Source organism: Bartonella sp. W8151, from assembly GCF_016100385.1.
GTDB lineage: Bacteria > Pseudomonadota > Alphaproteobacteria > Rhizobiales > Rhizobiaceae > Bartonella > Bartonella apis.
This window is the reverse complement of record NZ_JACFSO010000004.1, coordinates 405,278-424,384: the sequence shown is the minus strand read 5'-3', so window position 1 is coordinate 424,384 and position 19,107 is coordinate 405,278. Positions and strand designations below refer to the sequence as shown.

At 42.5% G+C, this 19,107-nt stretch carries 16 protein-coding genes and 1 tRNA gene; 6 read left to right on the top strand and 11 right to left on the bottom strand.

Features of this window, described 5'->3' with window-relative positions; all coding sequences use genetic code 11:
* Positions 1–5: 5 nt before the first annotated feature.
* Complete coding sequence (gene cbiB, locus H3V14_RS09785; RefSeq protein WP_198228280.1) at positions 6–983, top strand: adenosylcobinamide-phosphate synthase CbiB; 978 nt, start codon at positions 6–8, stop codon at positions 981–983.
* On the opposite strand, the gene H3V14_RS09780 is transcribed toward cbiB, so the two are convergent.
* The 4 genes from H3V14_RS09780 to grxB form a co-directional block, all read right to left on the bottom strand.
* On the bottom strand, positions 942–2,399 hold the full coding sequence (locus H3V14_RS09780) for an MFS transporter (RefSeq protein ID WP_198228278.1): 1,458 nt from the start codon (positions 2,397–2,399) through the stop codon (positions 942–944). The genes cbiB and H3V14_RS09780 overlap by 42 nt on opposite strands.
* Before the next feature lie 160 nt (positions 2,400–2,559).
* Positions 2,560–3,771: an NADP-dependent isocitrate dehydrogenase gene (locus tag H3V14_RS09775; protein WP_198228276.1), complete on the bottom strand. Its 1,212-nt coding sequence runs from the start codon at positions 3,769–3,771 to the stop codon at positions 2,560–2,562.
* Positions 3,772–3,851: 80 nt separating this feature from the next.
* Complete coding sequence (locus tag H3V14_RS09770; RefSeq protein WP_198228274.1) at positions 3,852–4,202, bottom strand: DMT family protein; 351 nt, start codon at positions 4,200–4,202, stop codon at positions 3,852–3,854.
* Positions 4,203–4,222: 20 nt separating this feature from the next.
* Complete coding sequence (gene grxB, locus H3V14_RS09765) at positions 4,223–4,873, bottom strand: glutaredoxin 2 (protein ID WP_198228272.1); 651 nt, start codon at positions 4,871–4,873, stop codon at positions 4,223–4,225.
* A gap of 597 nt (positions 4,874–5,470) precedes the next feature.
* On the opposite strand from grxB, the gene H3V14_RS09760 reads away from it, so the two are divergent.
* The 3 genes from H3V14_RS09760 to H3V14_RS09750 all read left to right on the top strand — a co-directional run bounded on the left by H3V14_RS09760 (position 5,471) and on the right by H3V14_RS09750 (position 8,594).
* On the top strand, positions 5,471–6,118 hold the full coding sequence (locus tag H3V14_RS09760) for a hypothetical protein (protein ID WP_198228270.1): 648 nt from the start codon (positions 5,471–5,473) through the stop codon (positions 6,116–6,118).
* A 380-nt stretch (positions 6,119–6,498) separates the two neighbouring features.
* Positions 6,499–6,978 (top strand): thermonuclease family protein, encoded by a 480-nt coding sequence (locus H3V14_RS09755; RefSeq protein ID WP_198228268.1) that lies wholly within the window; start codon positions 6,499–6,501, stop codon positions 6,976–6,978.
* A 1,139-nt stretch (positions 6,979–8,117) separates the two neighbouring features.
* The gene (locus H3V14_RS09750) at positions 8,118–8,594 is read left to right on the top strand and encodes a hypothetical protein (RefSeq protein ID WP_198228267.1); all 477 of its coding nucleotides are present in this window, start codon (positions 8,118–8,120) and stop codon (positions 8,592–8,594) included.
* Positions 8,595–9,297: 703 nt separating this feature from the next.
* Here H3V14_RS09750 and H3V14_RS09745 read toward each other — a convergent pair.
* Both H3V14_RS09745 and H3V14_RS09740 read right to left on the bottom strand, forming a co-directional pair.
* A complete protein-coding gene (locus tag H3V14_RS09745) occupies positions 9,298–9,975 on the bottom strand; it encodes a hypothetical protein (RefSeq protein WP_198228265.1) in 678 nt (225 codons plus the stop codon).
* A 327-nt stretch (positions 9,976–10,302) separates the two neighbouring features.
* Positions 10,303–11,364, bottom strand: coding sequence for an acyltransferase (locus H3V14_RS09740; RefSeq protein ID WP_198228263.1), 1,062 nt, complete (start codon positions 11,362–11,364; stop codon positions 10,303–10,305).
* A gap of 1,192 nt (positions 11,365–12,556) precedes the next feature.
* Between H3V14_RS09740 and H3V14_RS09735 the strand changes: the two genes are divergently transcribed.
* A tRNA-Thr gene (locus H3V14_RS09735) sits at positions 12,557–12,632 on the top strand.
* A gap of 169 nt (positions 12,633–12,801) precedes the next feature.
* On the opposite strand, the gene aat is transcribed toward H3V14_RS09735, so the two are convergent.
* The 5 genes from aat to H3V14_RS09710 all read right to left on the bottom strand — a co-directional run bounded on the left by aat (position 12,802) and on the right by H3V14_RS09710 (position 17,804).
* Positions 12,802–13,416 carry a leucyl/phenylalanyl-tRNA--protein transferase gene (gene aat, locus H3V14_RS09730; RefSeq protein WP_371809467.1) on the bottom strand — a complete coding sequence of 205 codons (615 nt, stop codon included), beginning with the start codon at positions 13,414–13,416 and terminating at the stop codon, positions 12,802–12,804.
* Positions 13,413–14,768, bottom strand: a complete 1,356-nt coding sequence (gene accC, locus H3V14_RS09725; RefSeq protein ID WP_198212517.1) for an acetyl-CoA carboxylase biotin carboxylase subunit — start codon at positions 14,766–14,768, stop codon at positions 13,413–13,415. Before accC ends, aat begins: the two co-directional genes overlap by 4 nt.
* 14 nt (positions 14,769–14,782) lie before the next feature.
* Positions 14,783–15,253 (bottom strand): acetyl-CoA carboxylase biotin carboxyl carrier protein, encoded by a 471-nt coding sequence (gene accB / locus H3V14_RS09720; protein WP_198212519.1) that lies wholly within the window; start codon positions 15,251–15,253, stop codon positions 14,783–14,785.
* Positions 15,254–15,510: 257 nt separating this feature from the next.
* A complete protein-coding gene (locus tag H3V14_RS09715; protein WP_198228259.1) occupies positions 15,511–16,368 on the bottom strand; it encodes a DsbA family protein in 858 nt (285 codons plus the stop codon).
* Positions 16,369–16,388: 20 nt separating this feature from the next.
* Positions 16,389–17,804, bottom strand: coding sequence for a M48 family metalloprotease (locus H3V14_RS09710; RefSeq protein ID WP_083639846.1), 1,416 nt, complete (start codon positions 17,802–17,804; stop codon positions 16,389–16,391).
* 119 nt (positions 17,805–17,923) lie between these two features.
* Between H3V14_RS09710 and H3V14_RS09705 the strand changes: the two genes are divergently transcribed.
* Complete coding sequence (locus tag H3V14_RS09705; protein WP_198228249.1) at positions 17,924–19,069, top strand: pyridoxal phosphate-dependent aminotransferase; 1,146 nt, start codon at positions 17,924–17,926, stop codon at positions 19,067–19,069.
* Positions 19,070–19,107 lie beyond the last annotated feature (38 nt).

Sequence of the window (19,107 nt, the reverse complement as noted above, 5' to 3'; positions counted from 1 at the left end):
TACCGGTGGGGCGTCTTTGTTTTGTCCTTTTATTGGCGCTCCTGATTGATCGGTTAATCGGTGACCCCGACTGGATATGGCGCAAGGTTCCTCATCCGGTAGCGGCATTCGGGGCAGGGATAAAGTGGTTTGAAACACGATTTAACAGAAAGTCGATGTCTCCCCGCCGCCGGAAATGGTACGGCATCAGTGCGCTTCTTATCTTGTTGTTGGCAACCTTTATTATTGGCCTTGTTATTCATCTGCTTTTGCTCCAACTGGGGTTTGCAGGAATAATTATTGAAGCGCTGGTTGCCTCCATCTTCATTGCGCAAAAAAGCCTTGTCGATCACGTTGGTAAAGTGGAAAAAGCCTTCAAACAAGGTTCGCTTATCGAAGCGAGAAATGCTGTTTCGCTCATAGTCGGGCGGGAAACAAAAAATCTCGATGAAAGTGCGGTTTGTCGTGCAGCAATCGAAAGCCTCGCAGAAAATAGCTCTGATGGCGTTGTGGCACCCGTATTCTGGTATATCATCCTCGGTCTTCCCGGCCTTTTTTGTTATAAATTGGTGAACACGGCCGACTCGATGATCGGCTATAAGAATGAGCGCTTCAAGGATTTCGGCTGGGCTTCGGCACGACTTGACGATGTTGTCAATTTTATACCGGCAAGAGTGACAGCGTTTATCGTTATCCTGACATCCGGACTTTTTATCAATCGGAAAGTTGCTGAAAAGGCGGTTGACGTGGTGAGAAAAGATGCACGTCACCATCATTCGCCCAATGCCGGTTTTCCCGAATGCGCCTTTGCAGGCGCCCTTGATATCAAGCTTTTGGGGCCAAGAATTTATTCAGGGGAAGCTGTTGACGAACCTTTCCAGAATGAAAGCGGGAAAATGGCCGGTCCCGCCGATATTTACCGTGCCATCCGGCTCTTCAAGCGTTCGATAGATGTGCTATTTTCAATTATTCTGGTGCTGTTTCTGATTGCTTTGGTTGTTTGAATGTTTTCCATCGGGACGGTTGAACATATCGCGCGAAATAATAAAGGCGAGCGGTATAGCAAGTAGCAATATAATAAGCAGAAAGATAAACAGCACTTTGGAAGCCGCAATCATACCGCTGACACCACCTGGATCAAATAATCCGGCAAGATTGGTAATGCTTCCCGCAAGTGCCGCGCTTAGAGCTGTTGAAAACAATTGGATTGTTGTAAGAGATGCACTGGCACGCGTGGCATCTTTATCGGAAGCACATTGTAATACGCGGGTAAGCAAATGCGGCCATGACGTTCCAGCTCCGACCCCTATCAGGAAAAGCGCAATACAAATCGAAATCAGAAATCCCGATGATTTCATTTCAGAGGGGATGAAATAAAACAATGTTGCCATTCCGAGCATATCAATCACGGGTGCGAGAATGATGATTTTGCGCACAATTTTCGGAGAGGCTCCGGCACTTGGCAGTGAACCGCAGGTCCAGCCGATGCTCATAAGCGCGGCAATATAGCCTGCAACAAGTGGCCCACGCCCGTGAAGTTCCTGAAGAAACAGGGGCAGATAAAGTTCCGCACCGTTTACGGCGACAGAAATAATAACCATCAGGCCGTAAAGCGGCAAGAATATCGACTGAATCGAAAATGAACCTTCGGGAAGCATTTTGTTTTCAGAATGATTATCGATAATCCCAAGAACAAAAAGTAGGATAGCACCGATAATAATACCGGCAATTTTAATGTTGTTGTCGGCAACCGCACTGCTTGCGGAAATGGCAAGAACCATAACGGTCAAAACAGCAAGTTGGATAACAGGAAGCCGTTCCGAAGCATTCTTAAGTTTTGCGGAGGCAGGCAAAACTTTAAGTGCAACGCCGGAAAATAAAAGTGCCAGAATACCAACCGTCCAGAATGAAGCACGCCAAGTGCTGTATTCGGCAAAAATGCCGCCAATAGCGGGGCCAAGTAATGTTGAAATGCCCCACATGCCGGAAATGAGCCCCATGGCACGTGGCCATAAGGCAGGGTCGAATACAATTCTGACCATGGAATAGGACAGTGACAATAAAAATCCGCCGCCGAAACCTTGAATGAGCCGACCAAACAGGAACGCCGCCATAGTTGGAGCAACACTACAGATAAGTGTACCCGCAGCAAACAGGAGTGCCGAAAGGACATAAGCTGTTTTGGGGCCGAAACGGGCTAGCAATTTTGCTGCGAGCGATGCACCGATAAGCGATGCTGTCACAAAAATTGTTGCTGCCCACGAATAATATTGTTCACCGTGAATATCGGCAACAAGAGAGGGGAGAATAGTGACAACAATATAGACATTGACCGCATGCAGAGCAACCCCGCCTGCAAGTGTTATAGAGCGGACACCATTTCTACCTGAAAGAAGTGTTGACCAGCCTTGTTCATTCATTGTCATCCCTATATTTTTTTAAGAATCAGTGTCGGTCTTCTAAATAACCTCATAAGACCATGGAGCCAAGAAACGAAACTTTGATCGACGTTTTTTGTTCCGCCCAATAGCAAAAAGCCCCGTGTAAAACGGGGCTTTTTGCTTTTCAAAATTGAAATGTTCAAGCAAGTGCTTTGGCAAGATTTTCCGCAATCTTGTCAAGAAAACCTGTTGTTGAAAGCCATTTCTGGTTTGGACCGATAAGCAGGGCAAGATCCTTGGTCATAAAACCGGATTCAACCGTATCGACACATACTTTTTCAAGTGTATCTGCAAAGTGCTTCAACTGGTCATTGTTGTCGAGCTTTGCACGGTGAGCCAAACCGCGAGTCCAAGCGAAGATCGAAGCGATCGAGTTGGTCGATGTCTCTTCGCCGCGCTGGTATTGGCGATAGTGGCGGGTTACTGTTCCATGTGCTGCCTCGGCTTCAACCGTTTTGCCATCCGGTGTCATGAGAACCGATGTCATGAGTCCCAAAGAGCCGAAACCCTGAGCCACTGTGTCGGATTGGACATCACCGTCATAATTCTTACAAGCCCAGACATATCCGCCGGACCATTTAAGTGATGAAGCAACCATATCGTCGATCAGACGGTGCTCGTAAGTGAGATTATATTTATCGAATTCGGATTTGAATTCCTTATCGAAAACTTCCTGAAAGATATCTTTGAAACGGCCGTCATAAGCCTTCAAAATGGTATTCTTTGTGGAAAGATAAACCGGAACTTTGCGCTGCAAGCCATAATTGAACGACGCACGGGCAAAATCTCGGATTGATGCATCAAGATTATACATGGCCAATGCAACACCGGCACCCGGTGCATCATAGACATCATGCTCGATAACTGTTCCGTCTTCACCGACAAATTTGATCGTCAGTTTGCCTTTGCCGGGAAATTTGAAATCTGTTGCTTTATATTGGTCACCAAAAGCATGACGGCCGATAATGATCGGTTTTGTCCAGTGTGGGACAAGTCGAGGAACATTTTTACAAATAATAGGTTCACGGAAGATAACGCCACCAAGAATGTTACGGATTGTACCGTTCGGTGACTTCCACATTTTTTTCAGATTGAATTCTTTGACGCGTGCTTCATCCGGCGTGATTGTCGCGCATTTAACGCCAACGCCATATTTCTTGATAGCATTTGCAGCGTCGGTTGTTACCTGATCGTTGGTCGCATCACGATTTTCTATCGAAAGATCATAATATTTCAGATCTACATCGAGATAGGGATGGATCAATTTTTCCTTGATATATTGCCAAATAATGCGTGTCATCTCATCGCCGTCGAGTTCGACGACCGGATTTGCGACCTTGATCTTTGCCATATGATATTCCTCTTCCGTAGTTTTAATATTTTTGCCGTTATAACATTCGCAAACACGAACTGGAAAGCCCTAAACCGAGATTATAACGGACCTTTGAAGATGAAGTAGGCGCCGCTTACAATAAGCGCAAAGCCGACAAAATGGTTTATCGTCAGTTTTTCGCCAAGATAAAGAACGGAAAAACCGGAAAATATCAGAAGCGTGATCACTTCCTGAATCGTTTTGAGCTGGGCCGCGCTATATACCGTGTGCCCCAACCGGTTTGCGGGAACTGCAAGGCAATATTCAAAAAATGCAATTCCCCAACTTGCAATGATGACGATCATTAATGGCTTGTTGGTGAATTTCAAATGCCCATACCAGGCAAAGGTCATGAAAACATTTGATAACAACAACAAGCCGATAGGCGCGATATAAGGTAAAATTTGCATTTGTCGTAAATTAAAAAAGTTTATAAAGCGCGATCGTAATAAAGCTGTATGCCGGTCAGAGCAGAAATATGTTTGACATAATCCTGGAGCTGCTGTGGCATTTTGATATCTTTCACAATTGTCAAATTGCGCAATGTCGGAAATATCATAACATCATCCCAGCTCAGGCGCTGATTTTTATTATCGGGATGGAAAGATAAGGTAACCAGTTTGTCTTCAACCTTCTTTTTGTGATCGGCAGTTTCGCTCATTGCCTGATCGAATGATTTGCCAAGTGATTTTTCTTTTTTGCCCTGAAAATATTCAATGGCCGATTTTGTAGCAAATTCCGGAAGTGACGCTTTTACATTTCGCGGATAAAGCAATGCATTGATATCGGCTGATATCGCCGAAAGCTCGTCGGTTACTACTTTCTGATGGTCGCTTGCTGGTGATATAACCTGATTTTTTTGACCGATTTCATCGAACTTATGGGCAATATCGAGGCTTTCAACCATAGCAGTCCCATCGTCGAATTCCAAAATCGGCACCTGTTTCTTGTGAACGAGCCGCATGCATGTGTCGGAATCATCGTTAAGCAAAACAACATATTCGACAGGAACACGTTTATATCCGGCCACCATTTTGGCGCGGGTACAAAACGGGCAATGGTCATAATAGTAAAGTTTCATCGAAAATTTCCTCGCACTGTTGAGATTTTTCTGGTCTTAGCGGCAGCAGTATCAAGACTTTTTTACACTCTAGTTTACACTCTAGTTTAGACTCTAGCCCAAAACAATCGATCGGAAAAGCAAAGTAAAATTGAAGACAGCAGAATCTGTGTGAGCTCGTCGGGATTGTTGTTTATGTCCTAAAATAGTTGGACCGGAGAAATGGAATTACCATTGCAATCATTGTCTGTTGCTAAAACGGATATCAGTCGTTTCACGCTCGGGCAACAGCAACCTATAGGAAAGGTCTAAAAATGACGGCCGGTCTCAAAAGCAAAGTGGATGATGTCCATTCGGTTGCCAATGGTTTTATTTCATTGCCAGTCATTTTCGAGCAGTTCACTACCGCTGAAAACCGGAATAATTGTAGATCAAAGCTGTTCAATCAGAATTGTTTTTGTAAAATTGCCGGAAAAATGATGAATTTTCTATTCAACGCGACTATTAACTCTAAATAGCAAGCTTGCTTGCGCTGCATTATTTGCATCCGGACGCTAATTGAACTATATTGTTCACAGAGAATAGTGCCAAAAGTCTGGCATTATATCGGAGGCGAAAATGGTATCGATCACATCAACTGATATGAATTTGGTCAATCATGGTTTTGATGTTCCGGGACTACGTGCAGCCCAGAACATACAAGAAATTGTCCAATCGCAGAACAACGCCACACAAACCGTGCGTGTCGATGATCGTAATGTAATGTCGCCACGTATTTCCGATGCTTTGTCACGTATACAGGAACTTGTTGAAAAGGGGATTAATGCATCCGGCATTATCAGTCAGCAAGTCAATACGAACATGACCAATCCGCAATATTTTACCGGCACTTTGAAGGACGCCGATGCGGCTAAATATGCCGGGTTCGAGGGTGTTCCGACTGGCAGTTTTCAGGTATTTACGCCGCCTGAAATCAGTGACGACAAACTGAAAGATCTTGTCAAATCCACTGCCCAGCTTGGTGGTCTTCCAAATGGCGATGATGCTTTGTTCAAAGCACTGCAAAATGATACGGCAAAGATCTATAACCAGGAGGATTCTGAAAATCTTCTCGGTAAACCGGTTGACTGGAAGCAGGGAAGCATTGGCGGTACAATGTGGGATCGCAATGCTATTGACCAGAAAGCTGTTCAACAGGTGGCTCAAGATGGTAAACAAATTTTTGCCGGTGCAATCGGTTCAATCCATTTTGCAATTGTTTATTAAAGCTTGATTTTCTATTCCTGAATCCAATGGCCCAATTCATGATAGATGTTGGGCCATTTTTATATGTAAAATCTTAATGTGAATTTTTGCTGCGTTTCGTGTGGAAAATAGAGGTATTTGGAAAACGTTGAAAACCTCAATCTTCTTTCCGAATGTTTTTCTTGGGAATAAATCGAAAAAAGCCTGTCTCTGGCTTAAAGGGACGACGACTCGGTTGAATGCCGCGGTGCAATGGAATTTTCGTGCATGTATGCATAGCGTTTTCTCAAGACAAAATAATGTTGCGTTATGGAATCTATTTTGGCGCGAATTTGTTCTTTGAAATAATGCGAGAAATGTTTAAACTCCGACAGCTCTCGAACGATAGTATGGTGTAAACGATGCGCTTTTTTATTTCATTTCTGTTGTGTATTTTGTCATTGCCTGCCTTGGCTGAAAGCCGTACTGCAATTATCGGAGCTATCCAAGTTATTGATGGGGAAACACTCGAAATTCAAAATCAACGTATAAAATTGTGGGGAGTAGATGCTCCGGAACTTAACCAGACATGTAAAAATGGTCAGGATGCCGGTTATGATTGTGGAAAAGAAGCCGCATATGCACTTTCGCAATGGTTGACAGAATTGCAACCTGTGCGCTGCGAACCTCGGGGCAATGATAATTCAGGCAATACGATTGCGATTTGCTATACCTCGACGGGAGATGACATTGCAAGCTGGATGGTACGTAACGGCTATGCCGTTGATTGGCCGAAATATTCCAATGGTTTTTACGGCGTTTCAGAAAAACAGGCACAATCAAACAAGAGTGGTATTTGGCAACATAATGAAGCCGCACCGTGGAAATTGACTGAAAAATAGAACAGCTCTTTTGAAAGCGTCCAAGCGTTTGGCGAACCAATGCGTTAGGAAGTGCAGTTGCTGCCGTGTATGATGCATAGATTGTTTGCCCGATTTTTGAGGCTGCAGTGGTTAGTGGCTGGGTATCTATATGCTGTCTGTTCCTTGTTGCACTTCTAGACGGAACGTTATTTGATCTCAAAGGGGCGGAGGGCTTAAGCTTAACCGTTGGGCTAGTACATAAATAACGCCTATCATCCGCTATACATGTATATTGCCCTCACAGTCTCGAAATGTTGTTAGCATTTGAAGCTTAAGATTTCCAAAGTTATTGTTCTATCTGAGCGTTAAAGGAATGTTGCATAACAAATGCACTGAGTAGAGTTGGCAACGATGTCAAAGGCAATAAAAGTAGTGCGAATCCAAATACAGTACGTAACCCTTGTCTATAGCTTTGTTATAATCGGGCCGAACCGCTTGGATGCATTGATAAGTTATTGTTCCGTTCTCCGGTACTCCAGAGCTACGATCGTATGGATATTTCCATCTTATATCCATCTTGCGTAATGAATGGCATCTGTTGCCGTTTTATAATCTGTCCATTCATAGCGACACGACAATCATTTGCACGATTACCGGATATTTTTCATTGCCGTTGAACATTCTGATCAATATAGAATATATTGTCGAGTGACTGTTCCAATACGTCTTGCGGTGGATCATGCAAGCTTTACGATTCTTCGGTTCTGTCAACTGTGTCGCCACGAAGCTTTAACCGTGAGACTTCATACTTATTCAGTCGTGTGTTTTTCGCATCAAATCCGAACCACAACCTTATGTCCGGAAGGGCTTTTAAGCCATAGTAATTTTGATAAAGCTGCTATTCCACCGGCATTGAATGTTGCTCTAATGGATTCTGCTATCGGATTAAACGCCGTGTTATAGACTGGTATTGCATTCACCTCACCTGTAACATTGGCTTTTTGTAAGCGTTCAGTGATCTCTTCAATCACCGCATCAAATATTGTCTCAATGGCTTCCAGAAATGCCTTCCAAGAGGCTCATATTGCTGAATTAATTGTTCGAGCTATTCTTGTTCGGATAGACGTTTCAACATAACGATTACAATCTAAGGTGGTTAACCATTTGAGGAGTGAATAATGGCTTGGCTTTGGGATAATATAGTGGGTGTAATAACGACGGTTCTAGCCATTTATGGTGCAGTCCTTTCGAGCCTTAATTTTGGGCATATGAGGAAACGAGATAAAAAAGAACTCTATATTGAAGCTAATTTTATACAGTCATCTTATGTTGAAGCAAATATTGCGACCATAACCGTTGTTAATAAATCACTAAGACCCATCACTATTAAAGAAATAGGCTTGAAATATGATCCGTCCGTTGAGCCTAAGCTGTCAAAACCTGTCGATTATGAGAATGATGCTGCTAGATTGCCCGCCAAACTTGAGACTAGCGATCAATTTAGTTACGACGTTCCTTGTTGCTATTTTGCAAACGAAAAAGAAAAATTCCATCATTTTGATACGTGTGCTATTCCTTACGCAATAGACAATGAAGGACAAAAATATAACGGAACTCCATTGCAGCATCCAATCTATTTTGTTTTAGGCAGCTAACTCTCGAACTGGCACAGATAATGAATTGGCATACGAGAAGGGTTAAGTGATGAAACAGCAACGATAGTTTATTTGACGTCATCGAATTGGCTGCTTTACATTGGATCTTGGGTTCTAATTCAATTTTAAATTTGATGCTTCTTGATTTTAAAAGTTATTCGAAAAGATATTTGCCTCTTTTGTTATCTTGAAGACGCGAACTTCTATGTTGGTTGTTTCACAGTATTTAAATTATACAGGAAATAAATGGTCCACTTTTTGACGTCTCCGTTACAGCGTATTGCAGGGCAGGTTGACTTTCTTGGTCGTGGTTGTGTGGGCGTTTTGCCCCATTAGTTGTTATTTGAGCGTGGTAGTTTTTTATCAATAGAGATGGCCAATCCTGACTATGGATTGTATGATCTTTTGTTCGAAGTTTGACGTCGGTCGTTCCGATTGAACAATCAACAAAAACTAAAGCATAGGTGATCTATTTTGCGTATAATAACTTTGAAAGCATTAGTTACTACCGTCAACTTTGCAGTTGTATCGCCCACTGTGGTCGTGTCGATTCAATTGATCAATATTCTTAAAATACAAAAAACCGATAAAAATATTTAACATACGGCTTTACACTAAAGTTAAAACATAAAGTCATCAGGACACGAGGGGAAAAAGCATAATTGAGATGTTCCATTATGAAACATCGTTTTGCATTTATGTTTTATAAACAACGCTGTTTTGGATTATTGTCGTCTTTGTCATCTTTGTCATCTATTTTCCAATACTCTTCAATTTTCCATAAACGACCTTTGGTTACATATTTTATATGTCGTATAACATCTTCATAATCGTCAGATGAAAAATTGGACCATCCTTTATTTGCTTTTTCCCGCCAAAATTTTTCAAGGTCGCCAACTTTTTTCTTGGCTAAAGTTTTCAATAAGACCCTGTCTATTGGTGGATGGAAAGCGTTTATTATTTTCTGCTGGTCTGAGCAACCATCTGAAACATCATTGAGGAACATAGCCTTAAAATAAACGTTTATAAATTTTGCAGCTACACCATGCGTGAATTTCATTTTTTTGTTTGTTATTTTTTCTTTAGCGGCTTTAATTAGTTCTTTTCGTATATCTGCGTGAAGATCATCAAATCGATTCAGGGGAAAATTATTCGGGTCAAATTTATTTGGGTGGCATTTACTTGGTGAAAATTCACTTGCCGGTAGTGCTATCCGCTTAAGCAGTTTATCTAAAGTCCTATAGCATAAAAGAGAACTGTTACGAGCAATATCGATTCCTTCGTCATTTGAAAATCGACATTTCGGAGAAGATCGAGCTGCAGTTAATGCACACCAGAGAGCAAACGTTTGCTTAACGTCAATTAATTTATCTTTATCCATTTGTACTGACTTTTATGACACTTTGATTCTTACTATGCAATTGAATGAAGAGGATCACAATTCATAACTTTTACTAGGTAATATTCTTTTGAACGAAAATATGTATTGCGATCCCGTTCATTCATAGGATTCATGATGTTTGGATGTCTTACGATAAGTTATAGCAAAGATATAAGCCATTTTATTGCGCAATACACCAGCTCAATCCATGTTTTTGTTACTATTCACGTATCGATCAAGTGTGTATTCTCCCATCTTTCCTTTATGTATAAAAAACTTCGCCTAAGCGAAGTTTTAAAAATAGCTTATCTCTTAAATCTTCAGCAATCATAACAAAGTTTTGTTCTCTTTATTATCAAATACCTTACTAAGTTTTTTCCCGTAATTAATAAACGGTTTTTCAACTATCTTCCAAGAAAGGTAACCAACTAAAATACTGGAAAAAGAGGAAAGTACAGTCAATTTTAATGAACTCAGACCTGGCATTAAAGAAACCCAAATTTGCTGGATAACCCAACCCCATAGGTAAACGCCATATGACAAATCATATCGAGGTTTCAAATGAACAATAAAATTTCTTGTAAACAAGTATGTTAATGTTAAAAAAATTGAAATATACATTAGGTAAGGCGTAAGTGAAGTATTCCTGAATAAATAACATATGATGAACGAAGCCAAAATAAGTTCTATATTTATTTTCACTTTATCTTTCCATAAAGCTAATAGACAACCGAATACAAAACTTAAGCATAAGAATTGTCTATCGATGTCGTTAGGTTGGATCCATGTAAATATGAACTTATTACCCATAAACGCATCAATAATAATTCCGATTCCTATTAATGTTGCCAATTTACGATTTTTAAAAATACCGAAGACAAATAAGCAAAGTAATAATGCGTATGAATAAAATTCATAAGGTAGACTCCATAAAGACCCATTGACACCAGCGCTTAAATTGCTCGAAAAAACACCGGGCAAACTATATGACAAAAATAATAGAACATTTTTATAAAAGTATGAGTAAGTCTCTTGATTAAAGTAGTATTCTCCTAATGACAAATTTGTAAATATTGCTCCAATTAAGAATGTAGTTAAAAATACAACAAAAATTAACGCAGGGAAAATACGAAATATTCGTGAGATAGCAAACCCGAAAGGATTTCGTTTTACTAGAATACTGTTTGTAACAAAAAGTCCACTTAAAAAGAAGAATACCTTTACTGCAACCCCGCCAGAATAATCATAAAAGATATAATGATTTAAAAAATCATGAGTCTTCTTCGTAACAAATACATTTGAATGTCCATAAATAACTAATAATGCAGCGATTATTCTCAAGAGATCAAAATTATTATTTTCTCTTTTCAAGATATCTTTTACGTACAAAACACATCCCCTTTTTCGTCTTGTGGGGGGACTTATAACAGATGTTCTCCGAAAAAATAGGGGTTATCAAAAACTTTTATTCAAAATGGATTTATCTCGATATCCATGTGACACCATCGAAAATTGCTTGAGCCTCAACAACGGTTTTTTAAGCGCCAATAATTGCTTTGCTTTGTAAGCGAATCGTCTCGATATGTTCCCGATTTGCTTCCGATTTGCGTAAGTCCAAATGATATTTTTAGCAACTTTGGCAAGCATATTGACGTTAGTGCCGAGGTTAGATTGTAAGGAAAGGTACTTAACATCACTCGGTGGTTGCGGCCTTTTGCGTCACTCCACGGTTGTCGTATCGGCAAAAGCGGACACTATATCTATCGGCTGCAGGTCTCGCTCGCATTCATCCGCTTTATCATGCGCTTCAATCATGTTGGATTACGGCTCGTGCCAACACCGGAGTTTAGCCAAACACACTCAATCTGCTCCAGCGGGAAAAATGCAGTATCGCGAGATTGATATTTTAAGGTGGAAATTACTTTCGTGATACGCATGTTGGAAATTAGACGAGAACCAACAGATAGAAATCAGCAGCCATATAACGGAGGTGATAACCTGTTAGTTAATAAGCTAAATGGCTGACTAAATTCCGGTAAGTCTGGCAATTGAGGTGATATAGTCCCGAAAGATTGGCGAGGAATAACCGTTCAACCGCTTATACGCGAGTTTAATTATAGCAAAATGGACGCGCTCAGTGTTGATATATACCTGTACGTAATGGACATGGTAGGTGTCTTCATTGAGAACCTCGACAGGCCGGACTTCGTAGAACGCTATAACGGCGTCAGAACACTTTTGTATTGTGATCTCCTTTCGGGGGAGGGACAATATTACGCGGCAAACCTGTATGACCACAATCGGTTTGCATTTATGGCAGCAAGGCTTAAAAGATTAAAAGGGATTTAGTCCTATTAATAAACGATATTCGAGGGTTAGAAACTTATTTGAGAAATCTGCTATTCCGTAAGGGGAGACGTATTTTTTCTGCAGCAACGAAGGTCTACAGACAAGAGAATTGATAATCATGAATGCTGAAATCATATGTGTTTTCTAAAAAATTTTGTAACATAAAAAAGATTGTTGTTTTGGCAATTTTTCTGTTTGCCTTTGGTAAAGTTTATGCTAGTTGCAATGCGGCGCCCTTATAGCTCAGTTGGTAGAGCACCTGATTTGTAATCAGGGGGTCGGGAGTTCGAGTCTCTCTGGGGGCACCATTGATTTGTTCAGCAAAATCAAAAAATTATTGAATATATTATCTCAAAAGAAACGTCATTTAATTTCCCCAAACAATAGATCAAGGCGTCGATGGAGACAACGTTTTATGTTGTCGTAAATCTCGACAGAGAATCGTTAGCGAGCAATTTGTGGGGTAATAAAAAGATTTTAAAACTCGGCGCGGCCGGATAGGGCTTTTTTCAGGCGCATTTCATAATCTTGTCTCGTAATTTCTATCGCGCCGAAATGCTCAAGATGTGGTGTTGTAAATTGTGTATCAAGAAGAATGAAGTTATGGCTTTTTAAATGTTCTACAAGCGCCACAAGACATATCTTGGAAGCATCAGTAACGCGAGAGAACATGCTTTCTCCGAAAAAGGCTTGCCCCAGAGCCAAACCATATAAACCGCCGACAAGCTTTTCGTTTTGCCAAGCTTCAACAGTATGGCAAAAACCGAGGTCGAATAACTCTCCGTAAGCTTTACGAATGGGGTGATTGATCCAGGTTGTTTCGCGTCCAGGCTTTGATTCGGCGCAGCCGGAAATAACGCCTTCGAAATCGGAATCAATAACGATGTTGAACGGCTTTTTCTTCATGGTTTTCTTCAGACTTTTCGGAATGTGAAAATTGTCCAAAGGAATAATTCCACGCCGTTCGGGACGTATCCAATAAATGTCAGGATCTTCTGCATCATCCGACATAGGAAAAATTCCCTGCGCATATGCGCTCAGTAGTAGCGCAGGGGTTAATTTATCTTTTTCTTTTTGAGACAAAGCTATCAGCTATTCGATGCTGCTTTATCGGCAAGATATTTTTCCAGCCAGTGGATGTCATAATTTCCTTTGGCTATATCTTCATTGCCAATAAGATCACGGAAAAGCGGGAGGGTCGTTTTGATACCGTCGACAACGAACTCGTCAAGAGCGCGCCGCAACCGCATCATGCATTCAAGCCGCGTTCTTCCATGAACAATTAGTTTGCCGATCAGGCTGTCGTAATAAGGCGGTATCCGATAACCGGAATAAACGCCTGAATCAACGCGCACACCCAGGCCACCCGGTGTATGGAAATGGGTAATCAATCCGGGGGAAGGGGTGAAGTTGACCGGATCCTCGGCATTGATACGACATTCAATCGCATGGCCTGAAAAGTGGATATCACTTTGTTTTGCCGAAAGACCTTCGCCGGCTGCAACCTGAATTTGTTCGTGAACAAGGTCGATGCCGGTTACGGCTTCAGTTACTGGATGTTCAACCTGAAGGCGGGTATTCATTTCAATGAAATAGAATTCGCCGTTTTCATAAAGGAATTCAATCGTTCCGGCGCCGCGATAACCTAATTCGGCACAGGCGTTGGCAACAATCATGCCGATTTTCTGCCGTGCTTGTTCGTCCAACACTGTGGAATTGGCTTCTTCCCAAACCTTCTGGTTACGTCTTTGCAAAGAGCAATCCCGTTCACCGAGATGAATTGCATTTCCGGCGCCATCACCCATAACCTGAACTTCGATGTGACGCGGTTTCTCAAGATATTTTTCAATATAGACAGCGTCATCACCGAACGCAGCAGCAGCTTCGCTACGCGCGGTACTAAGAGCAATTGAAAGCTCTTTTGGAGAGCGCGCTACTTTCATACCGCGTCCGCCACCGCCGGCAGAAGCTTTGATGATAACAGGATAGCCGATTTTATCAGCAACCTTATAAGCTTCGTCATCATCTGTAACACCGCCTTCGGAACCGGGAACCACGGGAATGCCTAAACGTTTAGCTGTTTTCTTGGCTTCGATTTTATCGCCCATAATACGAATATGAGCGGCAGTCGGGCCAATAAAAGTAATCGAATGAGCTTCCAGAATTTCAGCAAATTTGGCGTTTTCCGAAAGAAACCCATAGCCAGGATGAATAGCATCTGCACCCGTAATCTCGCAAGCAGCAACTATTTGCTGGATATTGAGATATGAATCGCGTGAGGGGGGAGGTCCGATACAAACACTCTCGTCGGCCAGTCTTACATGCATGGCATCGGCATCGGCTGTCGAGTGGACAGCTACGGTTTTAATACCAAGCTCTTTACAAGCACGCAGAACCCTGAGTGCGATTTCACCACGATTGGCGATCAGGATTTTCTGAAACATTTAGTTATCCTGTCTTATTCAACAACGACCAGTGGCTCACCAAATTCAACCGGTTGCGCATCTTCAACCAAAATAGCTTTGACCGTTCCTGCACGCGGCGAAGATATCTGGTTCATTGTTTTCATTGCTTCAATAATTATAAGAGTTTGCCCCTCGGAAACCTGTTGTCCGACTTCGACGAACGGGCGCGCTCCCGGAGCCGGTGCGAGATAGGCAGTACCAACCATGGGGGAGGTAACTGCGTTTTTCGTCAAATCTTCTTTTTTGGGTTCGGCTGGAGCAGGAGCAGCTGCCGGAGCGGCAGGTGCATAGGTTGTTTGCACCGGTACGCCGCCACTTAACTGGCGGGAAACGCGGATACGTAAATCCCCTTGTTCGACTTCAATATCCGAAAGGTTTGTATCATTGAGTATTTCGGCGAGATCGCGGATGAGATCTTTATTGACACCTGTGTTTTTGACGGTACTTGTTGTTTTTGTAGCCATCTCTTTCTTTTACTCCTCGATCTTCATGACCGTTCTAATATTCAGGATCGGAACTTTTCAAGCTCGATCAACAACCATCCTATGGCAAAACCAAAGACGGCTTTAAAAATCCGATTGGTTCAACTGTAACATTTTTAATTACAGTTCAAAACTCAAAAACGCTTATAAGCATGTTGGGGAAAAAGCGAAAGTGCAAATTCCCTGACCTTGGCAGAGCTTTGATAAAAGTTTGAAGTGATCGAGACAATCAATATAATCTATTTATCAAGAAGTCCGATTTTTTGCTTCAAAATATTTTCACCCACTGCGCCGACCAGAACTTCGTTACCCAAAATATAAGACGGAGTGCCGTTGATATTGAGAGCATAAGCAATTTGACCATTTTCTACAAAAGCTTGCTGAAGCTTTTGATCATTCATGGCCTCACGCAGTTTTTGTTCATCGGCGCCAAGTTTTACAGCAACTTTCATTGCTTTTTCTTCATTCGCACGACCTTCGCTCGTCAACATTTCGGCGTGAAAGGCAGGGTATTTCATTGGCATTAACTTTAAAAACGCACGTGCAACGATATGTGCTTTTACCGAATCGGGTCCTAATATTGGAAAATCCTTAAGCACAATTCGCAAATCCGGATTGTTTTTTAAAAGTGCCTGAATGTCAGGGTAGGACTTTTTACAATAGCCGCAATTATAATCAAAAAATTCAACGAGCGATACTTTGCCTTTGGGATTACCAATAACAGCATCGTTTGGAGAGGTAAAAATCTCGTCTTTCATTGCCGCTATGGTCGATGTCTGGTTTTCGGCTACTTTTTGAGCTTGCTTTTTATCGAGTGCCTCCTGAACTTCAATCATGACTTCAGGATTTTTAACGAGATAATCTTTGACCACTTCACGGATATGATCGTCCAACGATTGTTTGTTTAAAGCTTCGCCCACCGCTTTGATGAAACTTTGATCATTGAGAAGCTCACTTTTGATTTCGGCTGCTTGCGTAGTGTCGTTGCCAGAGGCAGCAAAACCGGTTTCACTTAACGGAAATAGCAACAGTATCGCCCCCATTGCGCCTGCGCAAATGGAATGATTTTTATTAAAAAACGGTTTAAAAATTTTCATCGTGAGGCTTTCTGTAGATATCATTTCTTTTGTTGCGTTGTATTGAGAATATCTTGTGCACGCAACCACTCGGCTGAACCGGGTGTTAGTTTTTGCTTGGCGCGGGTTGCAAAAATGCGGGCTTGCATCCGGTTTCCGCTGTAATAATGCATGTCGGCAGTTGCAAGGTCGGCAAGTGCAACCTGTCCGCTTCTGCCATAGGCAAGTGCAAGATATCCATATCCGGCGGCAAATTCCGGTTCCTTGGCGATACCATTGCGTATTTCGGTTATCGCAGTCGGGACATTTTTAGGATCATTTGTTAAAAGCAGTGCATGTCCATAGCTCACCTTAAGAAGGCTAGAACCACGCGGGTCGATTTCAGCGGAACGTTTGTAAGCGCTCGCCGCTCCTGCAGGGTCGTTAGCCTTTATCAATGCGTCCCCCAACAGTTCCTGAAAATACGGATTTTTGGGTTCATCTTTTATAAGATCTTTGACTTTCTCGACAGCTACTTTTGGTGAACCACTTTGAACAGCCAATATAGCTTCTCCATAACGCGCCGGAAGTCCCCGCGGATTATCTTTAAACATACGGCGCAACTCGGTGAAGTGATCAGTATAGGCTGCTATCTTTGCCCGTACCATGTCATGACGTAACTGTAATTCGGGGGAATCCTTTTTGTCATAATAGGGGCTCTGTTTTGCAAGTGTTTCCAAGGCTGCAATACGTTCGCGGGGAAGCGGGTGGCTAACTCTATAAGGGTCAACCTTCGTTCCCGAGAGGGCGAGTGCATTGGAAAAACGTTCGAAAGTAACAAGCATTCCTTTTGTAGACTGACCGGTTGCATTCAGATAGTTGACAGCGGCTCTATCGGCAGCAGCTTCTTCGCTGCGTTGATAGTTAAGCAATGTGCGCATAGCCATTTCGCTACTACCGGCAGCAATACCACCGCCCGCACCGGCAGCAGATGTGTTGCCAGTTGATGCACCGGCTACACCGGCGCCGATACCAAGCAGCATACCGATAACAGCCATTGTTTGCGCACGTTTGATCTGTTCGCGCAAACGTTGTTGGTGACCATTTGCCAAGTGACCCGTTTCGTGGGCAATGACACCGATAAGTTCATTTGGTGTCTCTGCCTGCATCAATGCACCTATATTGACAAACATACGCTGCCCGTCGACAAAAGCATTGAAGCTTTGATCATTTACGACGATGATTTGTATTTTGTTGCGTATGCCGGCGGCTTTGAAAATCGGCGTTGTGTAATCATAAAGCAATTGTTCGATTTCAGCGTCGCGGATGATCGGTACCGATTGAGATTGGGCTTGCGCAACACCGATAGATGGTGCAAACACCAATAACATAGCCAAGCCGAAGTGAAGAAAGAAAACTATCGATCGTTTTGTAAATGAAAAGACTTTTTGTCTTGAAGTCTGCAACTCTATTTTCATAGATAATCCCCTGAGTGCTCAGAGCATAGATACGATGTCTTTAATGTTCTAGCCACGCCTTTCAGGCTTTTCTACGGCACTTTGTTCGAACTTATATGTTTTTTTATGTGGAGACCAGCATGATTTGTCTATCAAGAAGGAGTAATGTCGATCCTTTTTTTGCAATGGACGTGCTAGCGGCGGCCAATAAAAAAATGAAGGCGGGTGAACCGGTTATTTCGATGGCAATCGGTCAACCGGCCGCGCCCTGTCCGGCGCTGGTATTAGAGGCAGCCGGCCGGGCACTGAAAGATGGCCATATCGGCTATACCGATTCGCTCGGCTTGACGGCTTTGCGTGAAAAAATAGCTGCCTATTATGAAGAACATCATAAACTGTCAGTATCTCCGGAACGTGTTGCTGTTACGACCGGATCATCAGCGGCATTCAATCTCGCCTTTTTAGCATTTTTCGACGTGGGTGACAGGGTTGCAATAACGCGTCCAGGCTATCCGGCCTATCGCCATATCATGAAGGCACTTGGACTTGAGGTTGTAGAGATTGATACCGGTGGAAGCGGTCTTCCTGATTTAAAAATGCTTGAAGAAACACAATCAAGTGCGCCACTGAAAGGTATTTTGTTTGCCTCTCCGAGTAATCCGACCGGTGCGTCACTCAAACCGGAAGAGTTGAAAAATATTATCGAATTCTGCCACGTCCATAATATTACAGTGATTGCCGATGAAATTTATCATCGACTAAATTTTTCGGCTCCAGACGTGACGGCATTATCTTTTAGTGACGACGTCACCGTCATCAATTCGTTTTCCAAATATTACTGTATGACGGGATGGCGTGTTGGCTGGATGGTGTTGCCAGAAAATGCGGTAAGGTCGGTCGAGCGGATATCTCAGAATCTCTATATTTCGGCACCTGAACTTTCACAAATAGCTGCAATTTCCGCCTTCGATGCGACATCCGAACTTGAAAAAATAAAAGATAGTTATCGCATTAATCGTGAACATTTGACAAAAACTCTGCCTGCGTTGGGTTTGAAGTTGCTGGCACCGATGGATGGCGCTTTTTACGCCTATTGCGATATTTCCAAATTCAGCAATGATAGCACAGAATTTGCCCGCAAAATGCTTGAAGAAACCAATGTGGCTACAACGCCGGGTATAGATTTCGATACATTGGAGGGAAAACGCACGATGCGCTTTTCTTACGCGGGTGCACCGAAAGCAATAGACGAGGCGTTAGTGCGGCTTGATAAGTGGTTGCGCTAAGGAATTTTTCCACGGAAAAAACAGGAATATCCTGAAAT

What these genes read in the sequence shown, in the direction of transcription:
- grxB (WP_198228272.1), bottom strand. Translation starts at nt 4,873, where the DNA reads ATGAAACTTTACTATTATGACCATTGCCCGTTTTGTACCCGCGCCAAA.
- accB (WP_198212519.1), bottom strand. Translation starts at nt 15,253, where the DNA reads ATGGCTACAAAAACAACAAGTACCGTCAAAAACACAGGTGTCAATAAA.
- H3V14_RS09710 (WP_083639846.1), bottom strand. Translation starts at nt 17,804, where the DNA reads ATGAAAATAGAGTTGCAGACTTCAAGACAAAAAGTCTTTTCATTTACA.
- H3V14_RS09715 (WP_198228259.1), bottom strand. Translation starts at nt 16,368, where the DNA reads ATGAAAATTTTTAAACCGTTTTTTAATAAAAATCATTCCATTTGCGCA.
- H3V14_RS09780 (WP_198228278.1), bottom strand. Translation starts at nt 2,399, where the DNA reads ATGAATGAACAAGGCTGGTCAACACTTCTTTCAGGTAGAAATGGTGTC.
- H3V14_RS09745 (WP_198228265.1), bottom strand. Translation starts at nt 9,975, where the DNA reads ATGGATAAAGATAAATTAATTGACGTTAAGCAAACGTTTGCTCTCTGG.
- H3V14_RS09705 (WP_198228249.1), top strand. Translation starts at nt 17,924, where the DNA reads ATGATTTGTCTATCAAGAAGGAGTAATGTCGATCCTTTTTTTGCAATG.
- H3V14_RS09760 (WP_198228270.1), top strand. Translation starts at nt 5,471, where the DNA reads ATGGTATCGATCACATCAACTGATATGAATTTGGTCAATCATGGTTTT.
- H3V14_RS09755 (WP_198228268.1), top strand. Translation starts at nt 6,499, where the DNA reads ATGCGCTTTTTTATTTCATTTCTGTTGTGTATTTTGTCATTGCCTGCC.
- H3V14_RS09775 (WP_198228276.1), bottom strand. Translation starts at nt 3,771, where the DNA reads ATGGCAAAGATCAAGGTCGCAAATCCGGTCGTCGAACTCGACGGCGAT.
- accC (WP_198212517.1), bottom strand. Translation starts at nt 14,768, where the DNA reads ATGTTTCAGAAAATCCTGATCGCCAATCGTGGTGAAATCGCACTCAGG.
- H3V14_RS09750 (WP_198228267.1), top strand. Translation starts at nt 8,118, where the DNA reads ATGGCTTGGCTTTGGGATAATATAGTGGGTGTAATAACGACGGTTCTA.
- H3V14_RS09770 (WP_198228274.1), bottom strand. Translation starts at nt 4,202, where the DNA reads ATGCAAATTTTACCTTATATCGCGCCTATCGGCTTGTTGTTGTTATCA.